At 45.4% G+C, this 18,241-nt stretch carries 17 protein-coding genes and 3 tRNA genes; 8 read left to right on the forward strand and 12 right to left on the reverse strand.

The annotated features are described in order from the left end of the window. Positions 1–60 precede the first annotated feature (60 nt). From ACT6PV_RS07340 to ACT6PV_RS07355, 4 genes are all read left to right on the forward strand, one after another. Complete coding sequence (locus tag ACT6PV_RS07340; protein WP_445115756.1) at positions 61–1,086, forward strand: methionine ABC transporter ATP-binding protein; 1,026 nt, start codon at positions 61–63, stop codon at positions 1,084–1,086. Then, the gene (locus ACT6PV_RS07345; protein WP_445115757.1) at positions 1,083–1,778 is read left to right on the forward strand and encodes a methionine ABC transporter permease; all 696 of its coding nucleotides are present in this window, start codon (positions 1,083–1,085) and stop codon (positions 1,776–1,778) included. Before ACT6PV_RS07340 ends, ACT6PV_RS07345 begins: the two co-directional genes overlap by 4 nt. Before the next feature lie 143 nt (positions 1,779–1,921). Beyond that, positions 1,922–2,653 carry a hydroxyacylglutathione hydrolase gene (gene gloB, locus ACT6PV_RS07350; RefSeq protein WP_445115758.1) on the forward strand — a complete coding sequence of 244 codons (732 nt, stop codon included), beginning with the start codon at positions 1,922–1,924 and terminating at the stop codon, positions 2,651–2,653. A gap of 404 nt (positions 2,654–3,057) precedes the next feature. Continuing rightward, entirely contained in the window at positions 3,058–3,261 is a 204-nt protein-coding gene (locus ACT6PV_RS07355; protein WP_445115759.1) for a hypothetical protein, read from the forward strand. A 166-nt stretch (positions 3,262–3,427) separates the two neighbouring features. Here ACT6PV_RS07355 and ACT6PV_RS07360 read toward each other — a convergent pair. From ACT6PV_RS07360 to ACT6PV_RS07380, 5 genes are all read right to left on the reverse strand, one after another. Then, positions 3,428–3,512, reverse strand: a tRNA-Leu gene (locus ACT6PV_RS07360). 226 nt (positions 3,513–3,738) lie between these two features. Continuing rightward, positions 3,739–3,812 (reverse strand) — tRNA-Trp (locus ACT6PV_RS07365). A gap of 40 nt (positions 3,813–3,852) precedes the next feature. Next, positions 3,853–3,937: transfer RNA gene (locus tag ACT6PV_RS07370), tRNA-Leu, on the reverse strand. 108 nt (positions 3,938–4,045) lie between these two features. Then, a complete protein-coding gene (locus ACT6PV_RS07375; protein ID WP_445115760.1) occupies positions 4,046–4,780 on the reverse strand; it encodes a protein kinase domain-containing protein in 735 nt (244 codons plus the stop codon). A gap of 61 nt (positions 4,781–4,841) precedes the next feature. Continuing rightward, complete coding sequence (locus ACT6PV_RS07380) at positions 4,842–6,353, reverse strand: DUF3336 domain-containing protein (protein WP_445115761.1); 1,512 nt, start codon at positions 6,351–6,353, stop codon at positions 4,842–4,844. Between the two features lie 262 nt (positions 6,354–6,615). Between ACT6PV_RS07380 and ACT6PV_RS07385 the strand changes: the two genes are divergently transcribed. Next, positions 6,616–7,488 (forward strand): ATP-binding protein, encoded by an 873-nt coding sequence (locus tag ACT6PV_RS07385; protein WP_445115762.1) that lies wholly within the window; start codon positions 6,616–6,618, stop codon positions 7,486–7,488. A 509-nt stretch (positions 7,489–7,997) separates the two neighbouring features. Further along, complete coding sequence (locus ACT6PV_RS07390) at positions 7,998–8,774, forward strand: L-threonylcarbamoyladenylate synthase (protein WP_445115763.1); 777 nt, start codon at positions 7,998–8,000, stop codon at positions 8,772–8,774. A gap of 197 nt (positions 8,775–8,971) precedes the next feature. On the opposite strand, the gene ACT6PV_RS07395 is transcribed toward ACT6PV_RS07390, so the two are convergent. Beyond that, positions 8,972–10,321 (reverse strand): esterase-like activity of phytase family protein, encoded by a 1,350-nt coding sequence (locus tag ACT6PV_RS07395; RefSeq protein WP_445115764.1) that lies wholly within the window; start codon positions 10,319–10,321, stop codon positions 8,972–8,974. Positions 10,322–10,463: 142 nt separating this feature from the next. Continuing rightward, positions 10,464–11,501: a tRNA (adenosine(37)-N6)-threonylcarbamoyltransferase complex transferase subunit TsaD gene (tsaD, locus tag ACT6PV_RS07400; RefSeq protein WP_445115765.1), complete on the reverse strand. Its 1,038-nt coding sequence runs from the start codon at positions 11,499–11,501 to the stop codon at positions 10,464–10,466. Between the two features lie 145 nt (positions 11,502–11,646). Between tsaD and rpsU the strand changes: the two genes are divergently transcribed. Beyond that, the gene (gene rpsU / locus ACT6PV_RS07405; RefSeq protein WP_054581683.1) at positions 11,647–11,862 is read left to right on the forward strand and encodes a 30S ribosomal protein S21; all 216 of its coding nucleotides are present in this window, start codon (positions 11,647–11,649) and stop codon (positions 11,860–11,862) included. A gap of 36 nt (positions 11,863–11,898) precedes the next feature. Then, the gene (locus ACT6PV_RS07410) at positions 11,899–12,345 is read left to right on the forward strand and encodes a GatB/YqeY domain-containing protein (RefSeq protein WP_445115766.1); all 447 of its coding nucleotides are present in this window, start codon (positions 11,899–11,901) and stop codon (positions 12,343–12,345) included. A gap of 77 nt (positions 12,346–12,422) precedes the next feature. Here ACT6PV_RS07410 and ACT6PV_RS07415 read toward each other — a convergent pair whose 3' ends face one another. The 5 genes from ACT6PV_RS07415 to ACT6PV_RS07435 all read right to left on the reverse strand — a co-directional run bounded on the left by ACT6PV_RS07415 (position 12,423) and on the right by ACT6PV_RS07435 (position 18,162). Next, a complete protein-coding gene (locus ACT6PV_RS07415) occupies positions 12,423–12,770 on the reverse strand; it encodes a hypothetical protein (RefSeq protein ID WP_445115767.1) in 348 nt (115 codons plus the stop codon). Positions 12,771–12,938: 168 nt separating this feature from the next. Continuing rightward, entirely contained in the window at positions 12,939–14,345 is a 1,407-nt protein-coding gene (locus tag ACT6PV_RS07420) for a M48 family metalloprotease (protein ID WP_445117058.1), read from the reverse strand. A 111-nt stretch (positions 14,346–14,456) separates the two neighbouring features. Beyond that, entirely contained in the window at positions 14,457–15,425 is a 969-nt protein-coding gene (locus tag ACT6PV_RS07425) for a 2-hydroxyacid dehydrogenase (protein WP_445115768.1), read from the reverse strand. 13 nt (positions 15,426–15,438) lie between these two features. Continuing rightward, positions 15,439–16,140 carry a hypothetical protein gene (locus ACT6PV_RS07430; RefSeq protein ID WP_445115769.1) on the reverse strand — a complete coding sequence of 234 codons (702 nt, stop codon included), beginning with the start codon at positions 16,138–16,140 and terminating at the stop codon, positions 15,439–15,441. A 132-nt stretch (positions 16,141–16,272) separates the two neighbouring features. Beyond that, on the reverse strand, positions 16,273–18,162 hold the full coding sequence (locus ACT6PV_RS07435) for a M48 family metalloprotease (RefSeq protein ID WP_445115770.1): 1,890 nt from the start codon (positions 18,160–18,162) through the stop codon (positions 16,273–16,275). Positions 18,163–18,241: the final 79 nt, after the last annotated feature.

Here is an 18,241-nt window from a genome sequence, read left to right on the forward strand (position 1 = left end):
CAAACGAAACAGGCAAAGTCTCTTTGCCTGTTTTTTCATTTTGCTAATTTTTTTGATGATATGATTGAATTTAAGAACATTTCAAAACACTATACGCTGAAAGGCCAGACACTGCATGCCCTGGATCAGATTAATCTACAGATTCCGGAAGGCAGTATTTTTGGCATTATTGGCTATAGTGGTGCCGGTAAAAGTACCCTGATCCGCCTGATTAATCTGCTGGAACGCCCGACCGAGGGGCAGATCATCATTCATCAGAAAGACTTTACTGCACTGGATGCACGTGCATTACGTCAGGAACGTGCCAGTATTGGAATGATCTTTCAGCATTTTAATCTGCTGCAAACCAAAACCGTAGCGGCCAATATTGAAATGCCATTGAAACTACTGGGCTACAGCAAGGCTGAACGTGAAAAACGACTGGATGAATTACTGGAATTCATTGACCTGAAAAACAAAAAAAATGCCTACCCGGATGAGTTGTCCGGCGGTCAGAAACAACGGGTGGGTATCGCCCGTGCACTGGCCAGTCATCCCCGTATTTTACTGTGTGATGAAGCCACTTCTGCGCTGGATCCGCAGACCACCAAATCGGTACTGGCTTTACTGAAAAAAATTAATCAGGAACAGAACATCACCATTGTCATGGTCACTCATGAAATGGATGTGATTGAAAGTATCTGTGATTATGTCGCTGTCATGGAACAGGGCAAGGTTATTGAAACCGGCTCAACCATTGATATTTTCAGTCAGCCGCAGCATCCGACCACCCAGAACTTCATTCAGACCGTTTTACAGCAGCAACTGCCGGTCAATATTTTAAATAAACTGGCAGATCAGCATCATAACAGCATTTATTGTCTGCAGTTTTTAGGAAAATCTGCCCAGGAAACGGTCATTCAGGCAGTGATTCAGCAATTTGATATCAGTTTAAATATTTTATTTGCCAATATGACCGAAATTAATGGCACCGTGATTGGTCAGATGTTTATTCAGCTGTTGGGAGATCCGGCAGTTGTCCGGCAAGCAACTGAATTTCTGGAACAGAATGGCGTTAAAGTTGAACAGTCAGGAGAGTCGGTATGAGAGATTTTATCGTACGCTGGCTGACTGAAACCACTGCACCCTTCTGGCACAGTTCTCTGTCCATTGATCAATTTGTCACGGCATTGCAGGAAACCTTCCACATGGTTTTCTTTGCAATGCTGTTTGGTGGCATCTGGGGATTCATCCAGGCGATTATCCTGCTGACCACACGTCCGAACGGTATTTTACCGAATGCAGCGATTTACCATATCCTGAACCCAATTGTTAATGCACTGCGCTCCCTGCCCTTTATTATTCTGCTGATTGCCGTGATTCCACTGACCAGATCGCTGGTGGGGACATCCATTGGCACCTGGGCCGCCATCGTACCGCTGACCATTTATATTGGGCCATATATGGGTCGTTTAATTGAAACCTCATTGCTTGAGGTCAATCCAGGTATTGTTGAGTCCGCACAGGCCATGGGGGCAAGTCCGTGGCAGATTATTTTCAGATTTATTATTCCTGAAGCGCGCAGTTCACTGATTTTAAATCTGACCACGGCCACCATCAGTCTGATCGGGGCAACAGCCATGGCCGGCGCAGTCGGTGGCGGTGGTGTTGGTGATCTGGCCATTTCCTATGGCTATCAGCGTTTTGACAATACAGCAGTCTATCTGACCGCTTTTATTCTGATCCTGATCGTACAGCTGATACAAAGTACCGGCGACTGGCTGTCCAGACTCAGATAAACAGCAGCATAAATATAATCGCTACAGAAACAGAGGATGCTTTTGATTCATCCTCTGTTTTATTTCTGAACATTGAATTTTCCCCCCATTGACCCTATGCTTTTCACATCAGCATCTGCCAACCGCAGAATATGGAATCCAGAATGACTTTTAAAATTCATGTCATTGATGTTAAAAATCAGCTGCAAAATTATATCTGGCTGCTTGAGGAAACCGTCAGTGGCGATGTTGTGGCCATTGATCCTACTGAAGCAGGATTGGTCAGGGATTATTGTCAACACAATCATCTCAAGCTGAGCCAGATCTGGCTGACCCACTGGCATCAGGACCATATCGGCGGTGTACCGAAATTGCTTGCCCATCACCCCTTACCGGTTTATGGGCCGCGTGAGGAAATCAGTAAAATTCCTTTTATCAGCCATCCATTACAGCATGATGATCAGTTTTATTTTCATGGATTAAAAGTTCAGATCATTGCCGTACCGGGCCACACCCTGGGCCATATTGTGTATTTTATTGATGCATTGGATACTCTGTTCTGTGGAGACACTCTGTTTGCCATGGGATGTGGCCGTTTATTTGAAGGCAGCGCTGAGCAGATGTATCATTCACTGAATCGCCTTGCTGCGCTGCCACCACAGACCCAAGTCTACTGTACACACGAATATACCCTGTCCAATGCACAGTTTGCCCTGCATATTGAACCAGATAATCCAGTCATTCAGCACCGGACCCGACAGGTCCAGCTGCAACGTAAACAGGGTCAGATCACCCTGCCCAGTACCATTGCCCTGGAACTGGAAACCAATCCATTTTTAAGGGTGGAAAGTGCCGAAGAATTTGCCCGTCTCCGGGCATTGAAAGACCATTTTTAAAAAATGGATCACGGTCAGGTGATAATGCCTGTTGGCTCAGTTCTGCTGTCTCTTCCTGGCGATCGGTTTGTTGATGCCCATTCGGACATATTTACTTACACTTTCATTATCACCCGGTACTCATCAGATCTTTCACTATTATTGTTATCCCGGCTTTATTTCCAATAAAAATAAATTTAAAACCACAAAATAATATAAATAAAAACATGCGTATAATTTTATTAAAATTTAAATTTCAGCAAACACCCCTGAATATGGCTGTTATCGTACATGCTGGTGAACTGGCGATTTATCTGTAAATTTTAATCAACATCCATCGTCACCGTCATCATGGCTGTCTGCCCCTTTAAAAGTCCGCCGATCATCCTTATTTAAATCTATAGGCACAGTGAAGGAGATCGTTTATGAAAAAAGTGGTAAAAGCCAGAAATTTAATTGCTTTTCGCATCTGGCTGGAAAAATTGGGTTATACCGTCAAAAATCTTACAGATGGTAAAGGGTTCACCTTCAGCTTTAAAAAAGAATATGGTCTTGTCACTGGAGAACTGGAAGGTAATTCACTGGCCATGCAACTGGGTGAAGAGTTTGAAGACCACTTAAAAGCCTGATCGTTTTAAATAGCCATTCTGATCTGACATTTTAATTTGCTTTGACTTTAGATAGCCATTAACTGCTCAACACTACGTCCGTAGCATCAGTCAGAACATTCCGGATATTTACTCATTAACATTCAGGCATAAAAAAGCAGGATCATGGATCCTGCTTTTTTGTATATGGTGGGGATGAAGAGACTCGAACTCTTACACCTTGCGGCGCTGCCACCTGAAGGCAGTGCGTCTACCAATTTCGCCACATCCCCAATCTGGATATTTAAAAATTTTCAGCGCAATCTACTGACTGAAACAAAAAGCAAGATCACTGCACTGCTTTTTCCGTAGCTGACCAAAAACTTTTCAGTTTAAAAATCAGCTGTTGCATCCCACACTGAATCTGAATTCATTGCGCCTGATGCCTTCCCATGCTTACCGATTATAGCACTGCGTGATGATGTCTGACTACTCTACCACGCTCACACAATCATCATCTGGCAGAGGATCAAGGATTCGAACCTTGACGAACGGTTTTGGAGACCGTCATGCTACCATTACACCAATCCTCTGTTGCAGCGAATTAAGTTCTGGCACCACTTAATAGTTGCATGGTGGGGGCGAAGAGACTCGAACTCTTACACCTTGCGGCGCTGGAACCTAAATCCAGTGCGTCTACCAATTTCGCCACGCCCCCGATGGCTGTGTATATTATAGAGATCATTCCGGCATGACAAGCCCTTTTTCCGAAAAAAACAGTTGTTTGACTAAATATAAAACAAATTCGAAATGGGTTTCCTGCGGTCTATAAAATACGGCTTAATGATTGTTTTATCTGATGAATATTCATACTGCGCCGGGCTTTGACCCTGCTCAGCATAGACCGCAGGGTACTTTCCAGTGGCCGAAACGCAAGCGCCAAACTAACCTCCAGCTGCTGACAATGTAAATCAGCCCAGTCCATATAGCTTCTCTCCTGCAAACCTTGCCCGTTCAGCCATTGCAACCAGATCAGCCCCAGGGCATAAATATCAGACTGTATCGATTTCTGCCGACCATGGAACAGTTCCGGCGCCATATAGCGGGGAGTAGCCGAATGCCCGCTGCTCAAATCCACATCCGATTGTGCCTGAGGCATGCATTGTTCCAGGTCAATCAGATAACATTGTTGATCATACATTCGAAAATGCGCTGTTTTTAAATCACCATGTAAATAACCGGCATCATGCAACTGCTGCAGGGCATCCAGGCTTTTCAGCAACCGATCCAGCAACTGATCCCAGTCAAGCTGTTCAGGACTGATGTCAAATAACTGATCTGCATGTCTGACCAGTAATGCCTGTTCAACCATCTGATCCGAAAACCCAAAACAAGAATTTAAGTTTATGATTTCAAAAGGTAAAACCATCTCTACAGTCAATTCACCAAAGTGCCGATAACAGTTGATTTCATTTAAAAATGCCTGTTCGCTGCTCCGGTTTACTCCCGCCAGCTGAAATTTCAGCCAACAGATTGTTCCATTCAGTGAAAGCTGATACAAACGCCGCCCCATTACCTGACTGTGGCTGGAGTTGCAGGGCTGCCTCAGCTGATCAGTAAAATCATATTCCGGCATGCTGAGTGGGGATGTCTATTGTGCGTTCAGCAGATCGCAGTTCTTCCAGACAATGCTGTATGGTTTTGCCAATCCGGGCATGGGTTTCAATGGAAGAAATTTTCGGCCATGTCGCCCGTTCACCTTCCTGCTGTAAGAGTTTGAATAAATGTGCGCGGGGATTTTGCAGCATATAGCCATAATGCCGCAGACTGTATTTTCCGATAATATTGACATCGCCATAATAACGCTGATCAACAATGCCGTAACAATGATCCAGCATGCGGCGAATGGACGGGATCCGTCCCATACGGTCACGGGTGAAATCCATTGCTTCCATGGCCACCAGTTTCCCCTGTTTCCTGATAATTTTTTCAGGCCAACTGAGCAGATTTCTGCGAAACCGTGCTTCATCATCCTGCATAAAAGGTACGATATGCGGGTTCACCTGACTGGCAATGGTATAGTTCAGATTATACAATCTCGACATACGTTCCTGAGGAAAGTCATTGCGTACACTGCCATCCACCCAGCGGGTACTCGCCAGGTAGGGTGTCTGCACACCATCATAACGCTTACTGGTGAGGCGAATGGGTGGAAATAACACAGGCACCGCACAGGATGCCAGTACCGCACTCCACACCAGCAGATCAGGCGATGTATATTTATTCATGATACGGACATCTTCCAGGGAAATGTCGTAGGGCGCTACCGTGACGTTAATATCCAGCCCGGATCGCTCAAATGCTTCTGCAAAGGTCAAATCACCTAAATTTTCAATCAGGAATTTTTTCAGATATCTGACATCGGCAAAACCGCCATTACCTTTGATTAACTCCCTGAAACTCCGGAAATGAAAAGCCTCACTGTAGAAATGTTCCCCGCAGATCATGCCTGGAATCTCTTCAGGTGTTGACACCCCCATCATGGCAGTCACGATGGCGCCTGCACTTGAACCGGAAAGCACTTTTGGCATTAAGTCCTGTTCCATCAGTACTTTACAGACACCACTGTGAAACAGTCCCAGGGTTGCGCCTCCGGAAAACATCAGCGCCGGCTGTCCATAGGCTTTCTGACAGTTTTCAAAAAAACTGAGTTTGTCCTGAATGCTTAAATTTGCACAATTTTCAGAAGCAATATGAGCCAGTGACTGACTGACTTCCTCTATATAATCCTCAATAATTTTTTTAGTGCCAATATAGCTGTGTGCAAACAACATTGGATGTCCGATATTGGCAACATCATGACTGAAACCTTCCCGCAGGATATAAATCAGGTCAGCCGTACGGTGCTGGGAACGATAGCGTTTTAACAGATTCAGACGATGCGCAATAATTTCAGCATCAAAATAAGGCGAACTGTTATCGTATTTCCACTCCTGTGCCCCGCTTTCTTCATCCATTTTCAGGGCAAGCGACTTCCACTGCTGATAATTTTCAGCCCGGTCCAGTTCCCTTTTTAATTTTTTTATCCGGTATGCCTGATGCGGATTAAGATCACGAACGGAATCCAGAATCATATGCGCCTCTTTTCCTTAAAGTCACACTCAAAAACGACTACACCACTAAAATCATGTTATTACAATCACACGACCAGGAAATCCGACTCAAAAAGTGCTCAGCCTGCCATCCATACTATATGTCCAATCATATCGGGATTGGCAATGGTCAAAAAGCATTATTTACTGACTTTTACAATCAAAATCAGTGCATATACAGGGACAGCATAAAATTACGATGCTACTATGCTGATTAAATACTGCAAATATTCAGCGAATGGCTATGGCTACTTTTGATTTACCTGAACATTTAATTCAATCTCTGACTGTCGTCCTTGAACAGTTACATCAATCCCTGCCAGCTGCCAGGCAGCAGACCGATTTTTCTGCCCCGGCATTTAAATGGCAGGATAAACAACTGAAATCCATTTATCAGCCCAGAGCCATGCAGCTGGATGATTTAAAGGGCATTGAACGTCAAAAAGCCAGTATTCTGCAAAACACGGAACAGTTTTTAAAGGGGCTGCCGGCAAATGATATTTTATTGACCGGTTCGCGGGGTACCGGGAAATCTTCCATTGTCCGCTCCCTGCTGACCAGATATCAGCACCAGGGACTCCGCCTGATTGAAATTGAACGGGATGATCTGTCTGATCTGCCGGAAATCCAGCAACTGATCCAGGGCCGCCCTGAAAAATATATTGTTTATTGTGATGACCTGGCATTTAATGCTGAAGATGAGAATTACCGCAGTTTAAAAAGTGTACTGGATGGTTCATTACAGTCAGGTGCTAGTAATTTTATTATTTATGCCACCAGTAATCGCCGTCATTTACTGCCTGAGTTCATGCATGAAAATACCCCGGTCACCCGGGTGGATGTGCCTCAATATACGGAATTGCACCCCCAGGAAGCCATTGAGGAAAAAATTTCCCTGTCTGACCGTTTTGGTCTATGGTTGTCTTTTTATCCGATGGATCAGGCACTGTATCTGGAAATTGCCGAGCACTATCTGAAAAAAGAGCAGATGCCTTTTAGTGAAGAAGCCCGTAGCGAAGCCCTGCGCTGGTGTCAGGCCCGTGGCCAGCGCTCAGGTCGTGCGGCGTATCAGTTTTCAAAACACTGGATCGGGTCAAAAAAACTCAGGGCACTTTAGGTTTGTTCAGCGGGCAATGGATTAAAGGTATCTGTACTATTTCATCCATTTCTGCAGCTGTTCCTATCACATCCTGAGATTGTTTAAAGTAGATTTTTAGCAGCGTTACTTTAACGTATTTTCGATATGGGTTTACTGGCAATGAATTGGCCCGACCGGAAAATGCAATGCATAAAATTGCTTGAAAATGCATGAATAGATGACTATATTGAATACACAAATATGAATGATTATCATTATAACCCAGGTGGATCTGGAAGCCCGAAATTCATTCGATCATGAGAAAGAAGTGTTCATCTGATGATGAATCAGCATGCCAGTTTTTACCCGATGATACAGATATCCCTGTCACGCTCGCAGATTCAGTCGATGCAGAACATGAAAATGGTGAAAAACTCTAAAATATATTACTGACGATGGGCAACTCAACTGAACAAAACAGACACTGAATCTGCTTTAACAACAGATTCAAATAAAAATAGGCATAAACCAGCTATCAGGGTGTACTGATGAATAAATTAATTCAATGGAATCAGGCAATTCAACCGGAAGCCGTCGATATTCTGTCCCGTGCAGGCGGCATGATTGTCAGTCCGACCAAAGTCGGTTATATCGTTATGACCACTGACCGAGTGGGTCTGGAGAGAAAGTTTGACGCCAAACAGAGGAAAAGAAATAAACCCGGTGTTGTACTTTGCGGTTCGCTGCAACAACTCAGGGAACTTGCAGAAATGAATCCTGAAATTGAAAAATTTTATGAACAGCACTGGCAGGCTGATGTGCTGTTAGGCTGCATTCTGCCGTGGAAGGAACAGGGACGCAGCTATATTCCACAGGATGGCTCTGAAACGTTAATGATGGACCAGCGTCAGACCAGTTGCTTTGTCATTAAATTTGGTGTGCCCAGTGAAAATATTGTCGCTGAATTATGGAATAACAATAAAACCCTGTGTTTTGCCAGTTCGGCCAACCCATCAGGTCAGGGCAACCGGGGGCTGGTCACCGGGATTGGTGAGCGGATTACCGCTGAAGCCGACCTGATTATTGAAGCAGATGCTTATGTTGACTCCATTCAGCCAGCCAGTCAGGTTATCAACCGCTATGAACAGGGCGTCATGGTCTCACTGGTCGATGAACAGGGGCAATTGATTCCAGCACAAAAAGGCGAACGCCAGATCAGTCCTTATCCGGTTGTGATCCGTAAGGGCCTGGATATTGATTTTATTCTTTCTTCACTGGCGCAGCAGTTTAACTCATGGAGTTATATGCATGGCAGTTATTATTAATGCCGTGACAACTGACACCGCGGGGATGACAGGCTAATGGTCCACCAATCCCGTTATTGATCAGACAGCCCCATGTACCCCGTTCCAGTACTGAATCTTATTTTTGCATCAGGTGGTGGATCTCAGCCGCCTGATGCAATCAGAACAACACCTACTTTTACAGCCACTATCCAATTGGACACAAGCACCATTACCGGTTATGGCAACGGTTTTAAATCCAGCTGATCGATAATATATAAAGTATTTCCATCAATCACCTGCTGATCCCGATCCAGATATTTTTGTGTCAGCATCCCTTCTGTTTCCGTAAAGGCATAATCATCATCATTGATCACTGCCAGATGCTGTTCATCCACAATCCACAAGCCTTCCACCTTATCGTGCGGGTATTGCAAGCGCTCCACCAGATCCACCACCAGTGTTTTGGTGACAGGTAAAATCCCCAGTTCTGCCAGCCCATCCCACCCTGCACTCAGCACATACTGCTCCAGACTCTGTCCATCCACAGTCACACCCATATCTGCATGCTGCCTGAGCATATCTATTTCCTGTATCTGCTCCAGATCCGTTGCGCCCTTCAGGCTGATTTTATAAACACGCTTAAACGCCTGTGGATTATCCTTATAAAAGTCATCGTCACGCTCTGCAACCAGGAAACTGGTTGCACTCAATGCGGTAATTGCGGTATTGGAATGTACGTCTGCCCCGCCTTCCTGCCGATATAAATACTGCGAAACAGCTTTTGTATCCAGATCAATCATGACAATACGGGTTAAATCCGATTTGTTTACGGATGCATCCGGATTACTCATGGCAGATTGCATGATTCCGATCAGCTTTTTCTGGTCCGGACTGATGGTCAGGCCTTCCATTCCCCGATTTGGCCGTCGACTGGCATATTCTGCCGGCAACAGGTAATCTGATTTTCTGCGGCTGTCGTGTACATAGGCATTGATACGATCAATTTCCACACCATTGGCATCAAAGTGAACCAGATGCGGGCCATATTCATCACTGACCCAGAAAGTCCCATCCTTAAGAGCCACCAGTCCTTCGGAATCCAGACCGAACTCATCTGTGCCCTGTTGCAATATTTTCGCATACTGATCATAGGCAACTTCTTTGGTCGCACCGAAATGTCGGTTAGGCAGGCCGGTAATAAGTTGACCTTCCGGATTTTTTAACAGGATTTCCTTAATTTTCTGAATCGAGCCGTCTTCCTGCAATTCAAACAGGCCAATTCTGGGCGTATAAGCCGGATCCAGAAAAATTTTACCGTGATCATGATTGACATCATAGGTGGTATTGGGCCCACGATCCGTCAGCAAGTAAAATTTATTTTTTTCAAAAGGATGTGCCGATATTTCTGAACCGAATCCCCCCAGCCGGAATTCAATGAAACTACCGGGTTTTGCAGCATCCTCAATATGATGAATATCCATGACTTCATAAGCCAATGGTACACCTTGTGCAAATTTCGAGTAAAAGTGATCGACTGGTTCTACGTCTAATGAATGATCGGGCAATTCATGCGTTGATGTTTTCATTTTCAGCTCTGATTTTAATGCATGACTGAAATCATGGTATAAACTAAACGCTTAATCAAGCCCGGCTTTGTCTTTTCAGTCTAAACCATCCATTTTATGGTTTTCAGTCTCCATTGCCCCGGTTTCAGTCCTGGGTGGTAACTCAGTTTTCCTCAGTTGCTTCGCTTTGATCGGCAGGTGCGCTTAATTCGGTCATTGGCCAGCGGGGTGTGGTGGTCACTGATAATCCATCCTGCTGCCCTCCCTTTAAACGCTGATAACCGGCAAAAGCGATCATGGCGCCATTGTCTGTACACAATGCCGGCTCAGCATAATAAACCTGTGCATTCATTTTTTTCAGATCTGCTTCCAATCGTTGCCGTAAGCGCTGATTGGCACTGACCCCACCAGCAATCACCAGTCGTTTTAAACCGGTCTGTTTCAGTGCCTTGACCGATTTTTTTACCAGGGTATCCACCAGCGCTTCCTGAAATGACGCAGCAATATCCTCTTCACGCTGCTGGCCCTGTACTTTTTTCAGCTGATTGGACACCGAAGTTTTCAGGCCACTGAATGAAAAATCCAGTCCCTGATGCAGCATTGGACGGGGGAAATCAAAGGCTTTGCTGTCACCCTGTTCTGCCAGTCGTGCAATACTGGGTCCTCCTGGATAAGGCAACTCCATCATTTTTGCGACCTTATCAAATGCCTCACCGGCTGCATCATCGATGGATTCACCCAGCATTTCATATTGTCCAATGCCATAGGCCGCCATCAACTGGGTATGACCGCCAGAAACCAGTAAGGCGACAAAAGGAAATTCAGGTGGATTGGCAGACAATAACGGTGCAAGCATATGACCTTCCATATGATGCACCCCAATGGCAGGCTTATTGAGTGCAAAAGCCAGACTACGGCCAAACAATGCACCGGTCATTAAAGCGCCCATCAGGCCCGGACCACGGGTATAGGCAATTGCATCAATTTCAGATTTTTTGACGCCACTTTGTTCAAGCAGCTGATTGATGAGCGGAATCAATTTACGCACATGATCACGTGAAGCAAGTTCCGGCACCACACCACCGTATTCGGCGTGCAGTTTGATCTGGCTGTAGAGCACCTGCCCCCTTAAACCGGTTTTACTGTCATACAGCGCCAGTCCGGTTTCATCACACGACGTTTCCAAGCCAAGAACAATCATCAAACTGCCTTTTTATCTGTTACAAATACTGCCCTGCGCTATTATAGACTTGTGGTATCGGTTGTAAATGAGTAAAATACGGTCCTTCACTTGTGATCCGGTGCAATGGTGCATCTGATCTATCCCATCACTCAGAGGATTATTCATGCCACAAGTTAAATTGAAAGAAGGTGAGCCGGTAGACGTCGCTATCCGCCGTTTCAAGCGTTCATGCGAAAAAGCAGGTGTTTTAGCTGATGTTCGTAAACGTGAGTTTTACGAAAAACCGACTCAGGAACGTAAGCGTAAAAAAGCAGCTGCAGTAAAACGCTACCAGAAAAAACTGGCACGCGAATCCATTCGTACCACTCGCCTTTACTAATTAATTTGTGATTGATCGACCCGCCGGACAAAATAAATGACTGCCTTAAAAACTCAGATTACTGATGCATTGAAAAGCGCCATGCGTGCCAAAGAAATGGCAACAGTAACAGTTTTACGTGGTCTGCAGGCAGCGATCAAACAAATCGAAGTGGATGAACGCATAGAACTTGATGAAGGTCGGGTTTTAGCTGTCATCGAAAAGCAAATCAAACAACGTAAAGAGTCGATTAAAGCCTATGAAGGCGCCAGTCGACAAGACTTAGCCAGTAAGGAACAAGCCGAAGTTGAGATTATCTCTCAGTTTCTACCAGCCGCTATGACTGAGGAAGAGCTTGATTCCATCATTGAGCAGACAATTAATGCTCAGAATGCAACTGGCATGAAAGATATGGGTAAGGTGATGAATTCTCTACGTCCGATCATAGCCGGACGTGCCGATCCTGCACAGGTTTCAGCCAAAATTAAGGCAAAGCTTACATAAGCTGATCCCAGTTCAAATCTGATCTGACTTCCTGTTATTATTTTATATTCACAATCACTGCTATTCCATTCCTTTATCTATTTTTCAATTGCTTTAAAATCACACTGAATATCATATTTTTTCAGTAACTGCATTTCAGTTGAAGCCATCACCTGATTAATCACATCCTGTTGACTGAACGAGGCATAGGATAAAGGCAACTGCCCTCTGTTCTGGTCGGTTATGCGATAAATATCATTAATATACTGTGTAACAATATGACAGAATCGATCCTGCTGCCGGGAATCAAACCGGGTCAGTTTCGGATCCAGGCTTCTCAGAAAATTCCTCATCTCAGTATTGTACTGACTGGAAGCTTTTTCAACGCCCCGTACATACGCCTCTGGAATCTCTGCATTCCAGCCAATTGTGCAACATACCATCATGCCAGTCATCATCAGAATTTTTTTCATTGAGTATCAAATCTCTTCTCAAAGAGTCAGGCATTCAAGCTTAACGGGTTCCTTTTACAGGGAACAGTATATTTTCTTTACCCCATGCTGTTCCATTTGCCACAAATCGCTGGATCCAAGTCATTCCAGAACAATCATCCTTTAAATTTTCAGTTTATATTCATCCTGCATGGTTTTCAGTCGCCCATCAATTCTGGCACTCATGGCATTATTGTCCTTTGCCAGTCGCTGAGCATGCAGCAGCGACTTAATGGCGCTTTCTTCCGCACCCGACCAATACTGTACCTCAGCACGATTACGCAGCACATTCACTGTACGTAATGGATTGCTCCGATCCATATTGGCTGCCTGCTGCAATAATTGCCAGCCCATAATGTCCCGGTAATTGCGGTTGATAAATCGATTGACCAACTGTTCTGCATCCCGGGGTTTATTCTGACGGATCAGGACTTCAGCCAGCTTATAAGTCAGTGCCCTGTTTTCCGGCATGATTCTTTGCTTATTGACGATAGTCTGATATGCATCATCCATTTTATTCTGCCCAAGATAGATGTTGGTCTGTATCAGGGTCACTAAATTATGATCAGGGCTGATTTTTTTTGCCAGATTCAACTGTTTCTGTGCATTTTCAAAATCCCCCTGCATCAGGTAAAACTGGCTGAATGCCAGTAAGCCCGCCATATTATTACCCTGTGCCAATACCTGTAATTGCCGTTCTGTCGCCTGTTCTGAAATGACCGCAGTATACCATTTAATAATGTCAAACTCAGGCTGGGCATTCCGGTATGGAATGCGCGGGAACTGAGATGCACGTAAACGGGCCTCGCTCATCCGCTCAGTTGTCAACGGATGCGTCAGCCAGAAATCAGGAAGGAAACTCAATCGGCTGGTGGTCCGATGCATGGTTTCAAAAAAATCGGCCATGCTCTCCGGGTTATAACCTGCACCATACATAAACTGCATACCAATACGGTCTGCTTCACGCTCCTGATTTCGGCTGTAACTGAGTTGTCGATCCATTAACGCAGCCTGTGTACCCAGCATGACGGCACCACCGGCATCACCATCTGCTTTGGCAGCCAATGCTGCACCGACAATAATACCAGCCAATGCCAATAATCCCTGTCCCTTGAAAGCCTCTCTTGATCGACTGTAATGACGTTGTGTGACATGTGCAATTTCATGTGCCATCACTCCGGCCACTTCATCAATATTTTTTGATGATGTTACCATCCCGGCATTTAAGGCAAATAATCCACCGGGAACTGCAAAGGCATTAATCTGCGCATCCCTGACCATGACCAGGCCAATGGGCTGTCCCAACTGGGTCTGGCTGAGCAAGCGACTGAAAATCGCCATAAACTGATCTTCCAGCCAGGGATCCTGAATAATCGGCAATTGCTGCTGCACCTGGCGATAGACTTTTTCACCAATCATTTTTTCTTTTTGCCGGTCAATCAAACCCACCCCTCCGCCAATTTCCGGCACCTCAAATTGCGGTGCCACTGACGAATGGAATCCTTCAGCTGAACTGATGACTGTATTCAGACATAAACTGAGGATCAGTAAAGTTTTTTTCAAACCCGGAACTCTAAGGAAAAATTAAATTTAATATAGCATTGAAATCAGGATAAATACGCAATGAACTGTTATGTTGTTTTAACTGAAATCCGGATTGACCAGATAACGGGGCAACCGCCCTTCCAGCGCATTCACCAGATTTTCAAAGGCAAGTTCAGCCATTTTTTTACGTGTTTCAGCGGTCGCTGAACCAACATGCGGTAAAGTCACCACATTATCCAACTGAAACAGTGCAGATGTCTGTAAAGGTTCGCGGGCGTATACATCCAGCCCTGCTGCAAAAATCTGCCGACTCTGCAGAGCCTGAATCAAAGCCTGTTCGTCAACCACAGAACCGCGTGAAATATTCACAAAGACGGCATGTTGCTGCATCAGACTGAATTCTTTTTCACCAATCAGCGCCTGGGATTCCCGGTTCAGATCCACTGCAACCACCACAAAATCAGCCTGTTGCAATAATGCTTCCAGACTCCGATACCCGGCATTCAGAGGCTGCGCCAGTTCCGGCCTTTCACGACGGTTATGGTACAGAATATTCATGTGGAAACCATAAAGTCCCCGACGGGCAATGGCTGCACCAATATGCCCCAGACCAATAATCCCCAGGGTTTTTCCGAATATATCCCGTCCATACAGCTCAGGGCCTGCTGTACGTTTCCATTCGCCCTGTTTAGTCCATCGATCCAGTGCAACAACTTTGCGTGCAGCACTCATCAGCAAAGTAAATGCCAGGTCAGCTGTAGTCTCGGTCAGAACATGCGGCGTATGTGCCAGCCATATTTTGCGTTCATTCAGATAATCCACATCATAATTGTCATAACCGACACTGACGCTGGAAATAATTTTCAGTTGTCGGGCATTCTGCAGACTGGAGGCATTCAACAACCGCCCGGCCCCGATCATGGCGTCGGCATCCACTGTTTCCCTGCTGATCTGTTCATTGACATCACCATTTTTCGGGTGAATGACCGCGACGCGATACATGCTTTGTAACCTGGATAAAATATCCGGATCAATCTGGCTGAAAACGACCACTTTTTTGTTCATTTCATATCCACTTTTATACTGAATTCTGTTGCATCAATTGCCATAAACGCCGCTTTAACAGTGGTGCATCCAGCATCTCCTGTAAACCCGGGAGCGGGATACTCTCCGAATGACCCCGATATGGCACTGTGCCTAAGCATAAAATTTTTCTTTCCTGACAGAACGCATTCAGAAAACCCTGAATATAGGTTTCTACGCCCCGCTCATCCTGAAAACTTTCCAGCGGAAATGGCCATTTGACGTCATGCAGTGTTCCCGGTATTGCCGCCTGAATACTGGTCCATAAGCGCAGCTGTTCAGCGCTTAAATCTGTCGCATCCACCATCAATGCATAACTGTCCATACAAAACATCTGAAGCATGAAGGGTGCAATCATCACAACCGTGGCTGATATTTCAGGCAACCGTTCTGCATGAACCGGCTGTGCAGCAGGTGCTGTGCTGACCGGTATTGCATCAATCTGCAGGTCAATATCGTCAATATCAGTACCATTTTTTTCTGCCTGCTGATTTGCCGGTCCCTGTCCGTTGTCTGAGAGCTGTTCCTGAACCGGACTGAATTGAACCGGTTGCAAAGCAATGACTGATTGTGTTTCAGCTGCCGGCACATCACGATACAGAGCATTCAGATAGCAACGTGACTGTACTGTCCTGGGCACCCAGATATCGATCCCCAATACCGCTAAAATACTGCGCTGATGTTCTGATTTATTCACATTCATGACCACTTAAAGAGTCTGTATTCCTCATACAGTGTAACGGGCTTTTACCGATTTTGCAGCGTTTTCCCTGCTGGCTGAAGAAAAACCCTGCACCGGTATGCAGGATAATCCGCGAAGATAAATCACTTAAACAATCATGACACTATTTTTCTTCTGCATCTGATCGACGATATCCTCTGTTTCAAAACTCAGTCGCCAGTACAGCAATTCCAGCACATCCAGTTCATCCTGAGTAATGATGCGATCATGCCATAGGCAAATTTCAGCCACGCCCAATATAGTTAAACGATCACGCAACAGTAAGCCTGCAATATCATTGACAATTTCACCAAGATCAATCGGCTCATCCGAGATTTCCTCATATAGAACCAGCTCCTCATGACTCAGTACCCGCTCCAGAATCTGATAGCGGACATCCAGCTGACTGGCACTGTTAATCTGCTGAACATGCAGCAGCGCATCAATCAGTCGCACAATCTGCGGCTTGACCTCCTGCAGTGATGAAGGAGTATGAGCCGGCAATAGATGCAGTTCTGCCTTGACCTTCTCGATCAGCAAGGCATCCAGCAACCCAATTTCACCATCTTCCTGAATAATTTTTGACAACCGGGTAATAAATTGCCGGGCACTGGTTGCCGGCATATTGCCAAGGTTTTCACAGGCATCATAAAAAATCTGAATATGTACACGACCATCAAGATTCAGCAGTGAATCAACAATTGCCCGACTGACTTCTGCACCCGATGGAATAAATTCACGATACTGACGGATCATCAGAATGGCCACCATCACTTCACGTGAACCAGTCGCTGTCTGCATGGCACGCTGGAGCAGCTCCGGGCGTTCCATATTGCGTCTGATGTCAGGATTCAACGGTTTAATGGCATCATTCAATGCAAAACTGATTGGCGATAAGCGCAGCAAAGGCAGTGGCTGAGGAGAAACCCAGGGACTATGAATTTCAACAGTGGATTCCTCAAACGAACGCATCAGACTGAACCAGGGCACATTCTTTAAACGTTTCAGATTTTCAAGCTGCAGACCCTGCAATAAAGTCGGATTCAGCTCATAAATCCGGTCTTCAATACTGGGATGGATATTCAGCCAGCTTTGTGGACTGAGTGAGTTTGCAAAACACATATGAGCAATGGCTTCTGAATATTCACTGTGAATCTGTGAACCGGCATGATGTACATAAATACGCAGCAGGGTCTGGATATTGGCGTCCTTCAACACCAGGCGCCGGGTTCTGGCATCATTATAAAAAGTGCGTCCCCCCAGGGTGAAATATTTAATGAGCCGGGAAATCAGGACTCCCATACTGCCCATCAGCCAGATAACACCTCCGACGGCAACAAAACTGGTTTCAAACTTATGCCGACGGCTCATGCCATAACGGCTGAATCCCTGCTTGGCAATTTTACTGCCCCACTGGCTGAATGTGGTTAATCCACTGTACAGAATTTTTAATCGGGTATTCTCTTTTGCCTCACCGGATAAAATCTGATTAAACTCATGTCCCAACAGACCATACAGCTCCTGTTCATCCAGATTCTGCAAGGCTCCCCAGGTCAGTATGATCACCGTATCACTGGGATAAAAACCGGCAGTCAGCGCATTGACCCCTATTTCATCCGACAGCACATAAACAGCCGGCACATCAATGGCAAAAGTCTCTGCAAGCTGGTTCGTTATTTTCAGTGCAGTACTTTCTTCCGGGGTACTTTCAATCAGGCTCAGGCGCCTGGCATTCAGCTGTTTGGCCAGTGAATGTCCACCCGCCCGAAATACATAAAACTCGCAGGCGATGGACCAGCCAATAATGACCAGTAACAGACAGACAAAACGGGGACTCAGCACATGCCAGAAAATGGATTCAGTCGGATCGACATAATAGACAAACAATCCGAGAATGATATTTAAGATAAAAATCGTCAGCATGACCGCAAGCAGGCAAATGCTTGCCGACCACAGCATATTCTTATTTTTCACCAGGTAGTGACTGACATCCTTCAATGCAGAATTCCCCCTTAGATTGCTGATACAGCATAAGATAAAAAAGCGGGAATTACCCGCTTTTTTATCCGTCCCTGTT

The sequence above is a fragment of the Acinetobacter sp. WZC-1 genome (genome assembly GCF_052544965.1).

Excerpts from the sequence above, each read along its gene's own strand:
- ACT6PV_RS07355 (WP_445115759.1), top strand. The coding sequence starts at position 3,058 with ATGAAAAAAGTGGTAAAAGCCAGAAATTTAATTGCTTTTCGCATCTGG.
- ACT6PV_RS07425 (WP_445115768.1), bottom strand. The coding sequence starts at position 15,425 with ATGAACAAAAAAGTGGTCGTTTTCAGCCAGATTGATCCGGATATTTTA.
- ACT6PV_RS07385 (WP_445115762.1), top strand. The coding sequence starts at position 6,616 with ATGGCTACTTTTGATTTACCTGAACATTTAATTCAATCTCTGACTGTC.
- gloB (WP_445115758.1), top strand. The coding sequence starts at position 1,922 with ATGACTTTTAAAATTCATGTCATTGATGTTAAAAATCAGCTGCAAAAT.
- ACT6PV_RS07415 (WP_445115767.1), bottom strand. The coding sequence starts at position 12,770 with ATGATGGTATGTTGCACAATTGGCTGGAATGCAGAGATTCCAGAGGCG.
- rpsU (WP_054581683.1), top strand. The coding sequence starts at position 11,647 with ATGCCACAAGTTAAATTGAAAGAAGGTGAGCCGGTAGACGTCGCTATC.
- ACT6PV_RS07340 (WP_445115756.1), top strand. The coding sequence starts at position 61 with ATGATTGAATTTAAGAACATTTCAAAACACTATACGCTGAAAGGCCAG.
- ACT6PV_RS07395 (WP_445115764.1), bottom strand. The coding sequence starts at position 10,321 with ATGAAAACATCAACGCATGAATTGCCCGATCATTCATTAGACGTAGAA.
- ACT6PV_RS07345 (WP_445115757.1), top strand. The coding sequence starts at position 1,083 with ATGAGAGATTTTATCGTACGCTGGCTGACTGAAACCACTGCACCCTTC.
- tsaD (WP_445115765.1), bottom strand. The coding sequence starts at position 11,501 with ATGATTGTTCTTGGCTTGGAAACGTCGTGTGATGAAACCGGACTGGCG.
- ACT6PV_RS07380 (WP_445115761.1), bottom strand. The coding sequence starts at position 6,353 with ATGATTCTGGATTCCGTTCGTGATCTTAATCCGCATCAGGCATACCGG.
- ACT6PV_RS07410 (WP_445115766.1), top strand. The coding sequence starts at position 11,899 with ATGACTGCCTTAAAAACTCAGATTACTGATGCATTGAAAAGCGCCATG.
- ACT6PV_RS07390 (WP_445115763.1), top strand. The coding sequence starts at position 7,998 with ATGAATAAATTAATTCAATGGAATCAGGCAATTCAACCGGAAGCCGTC.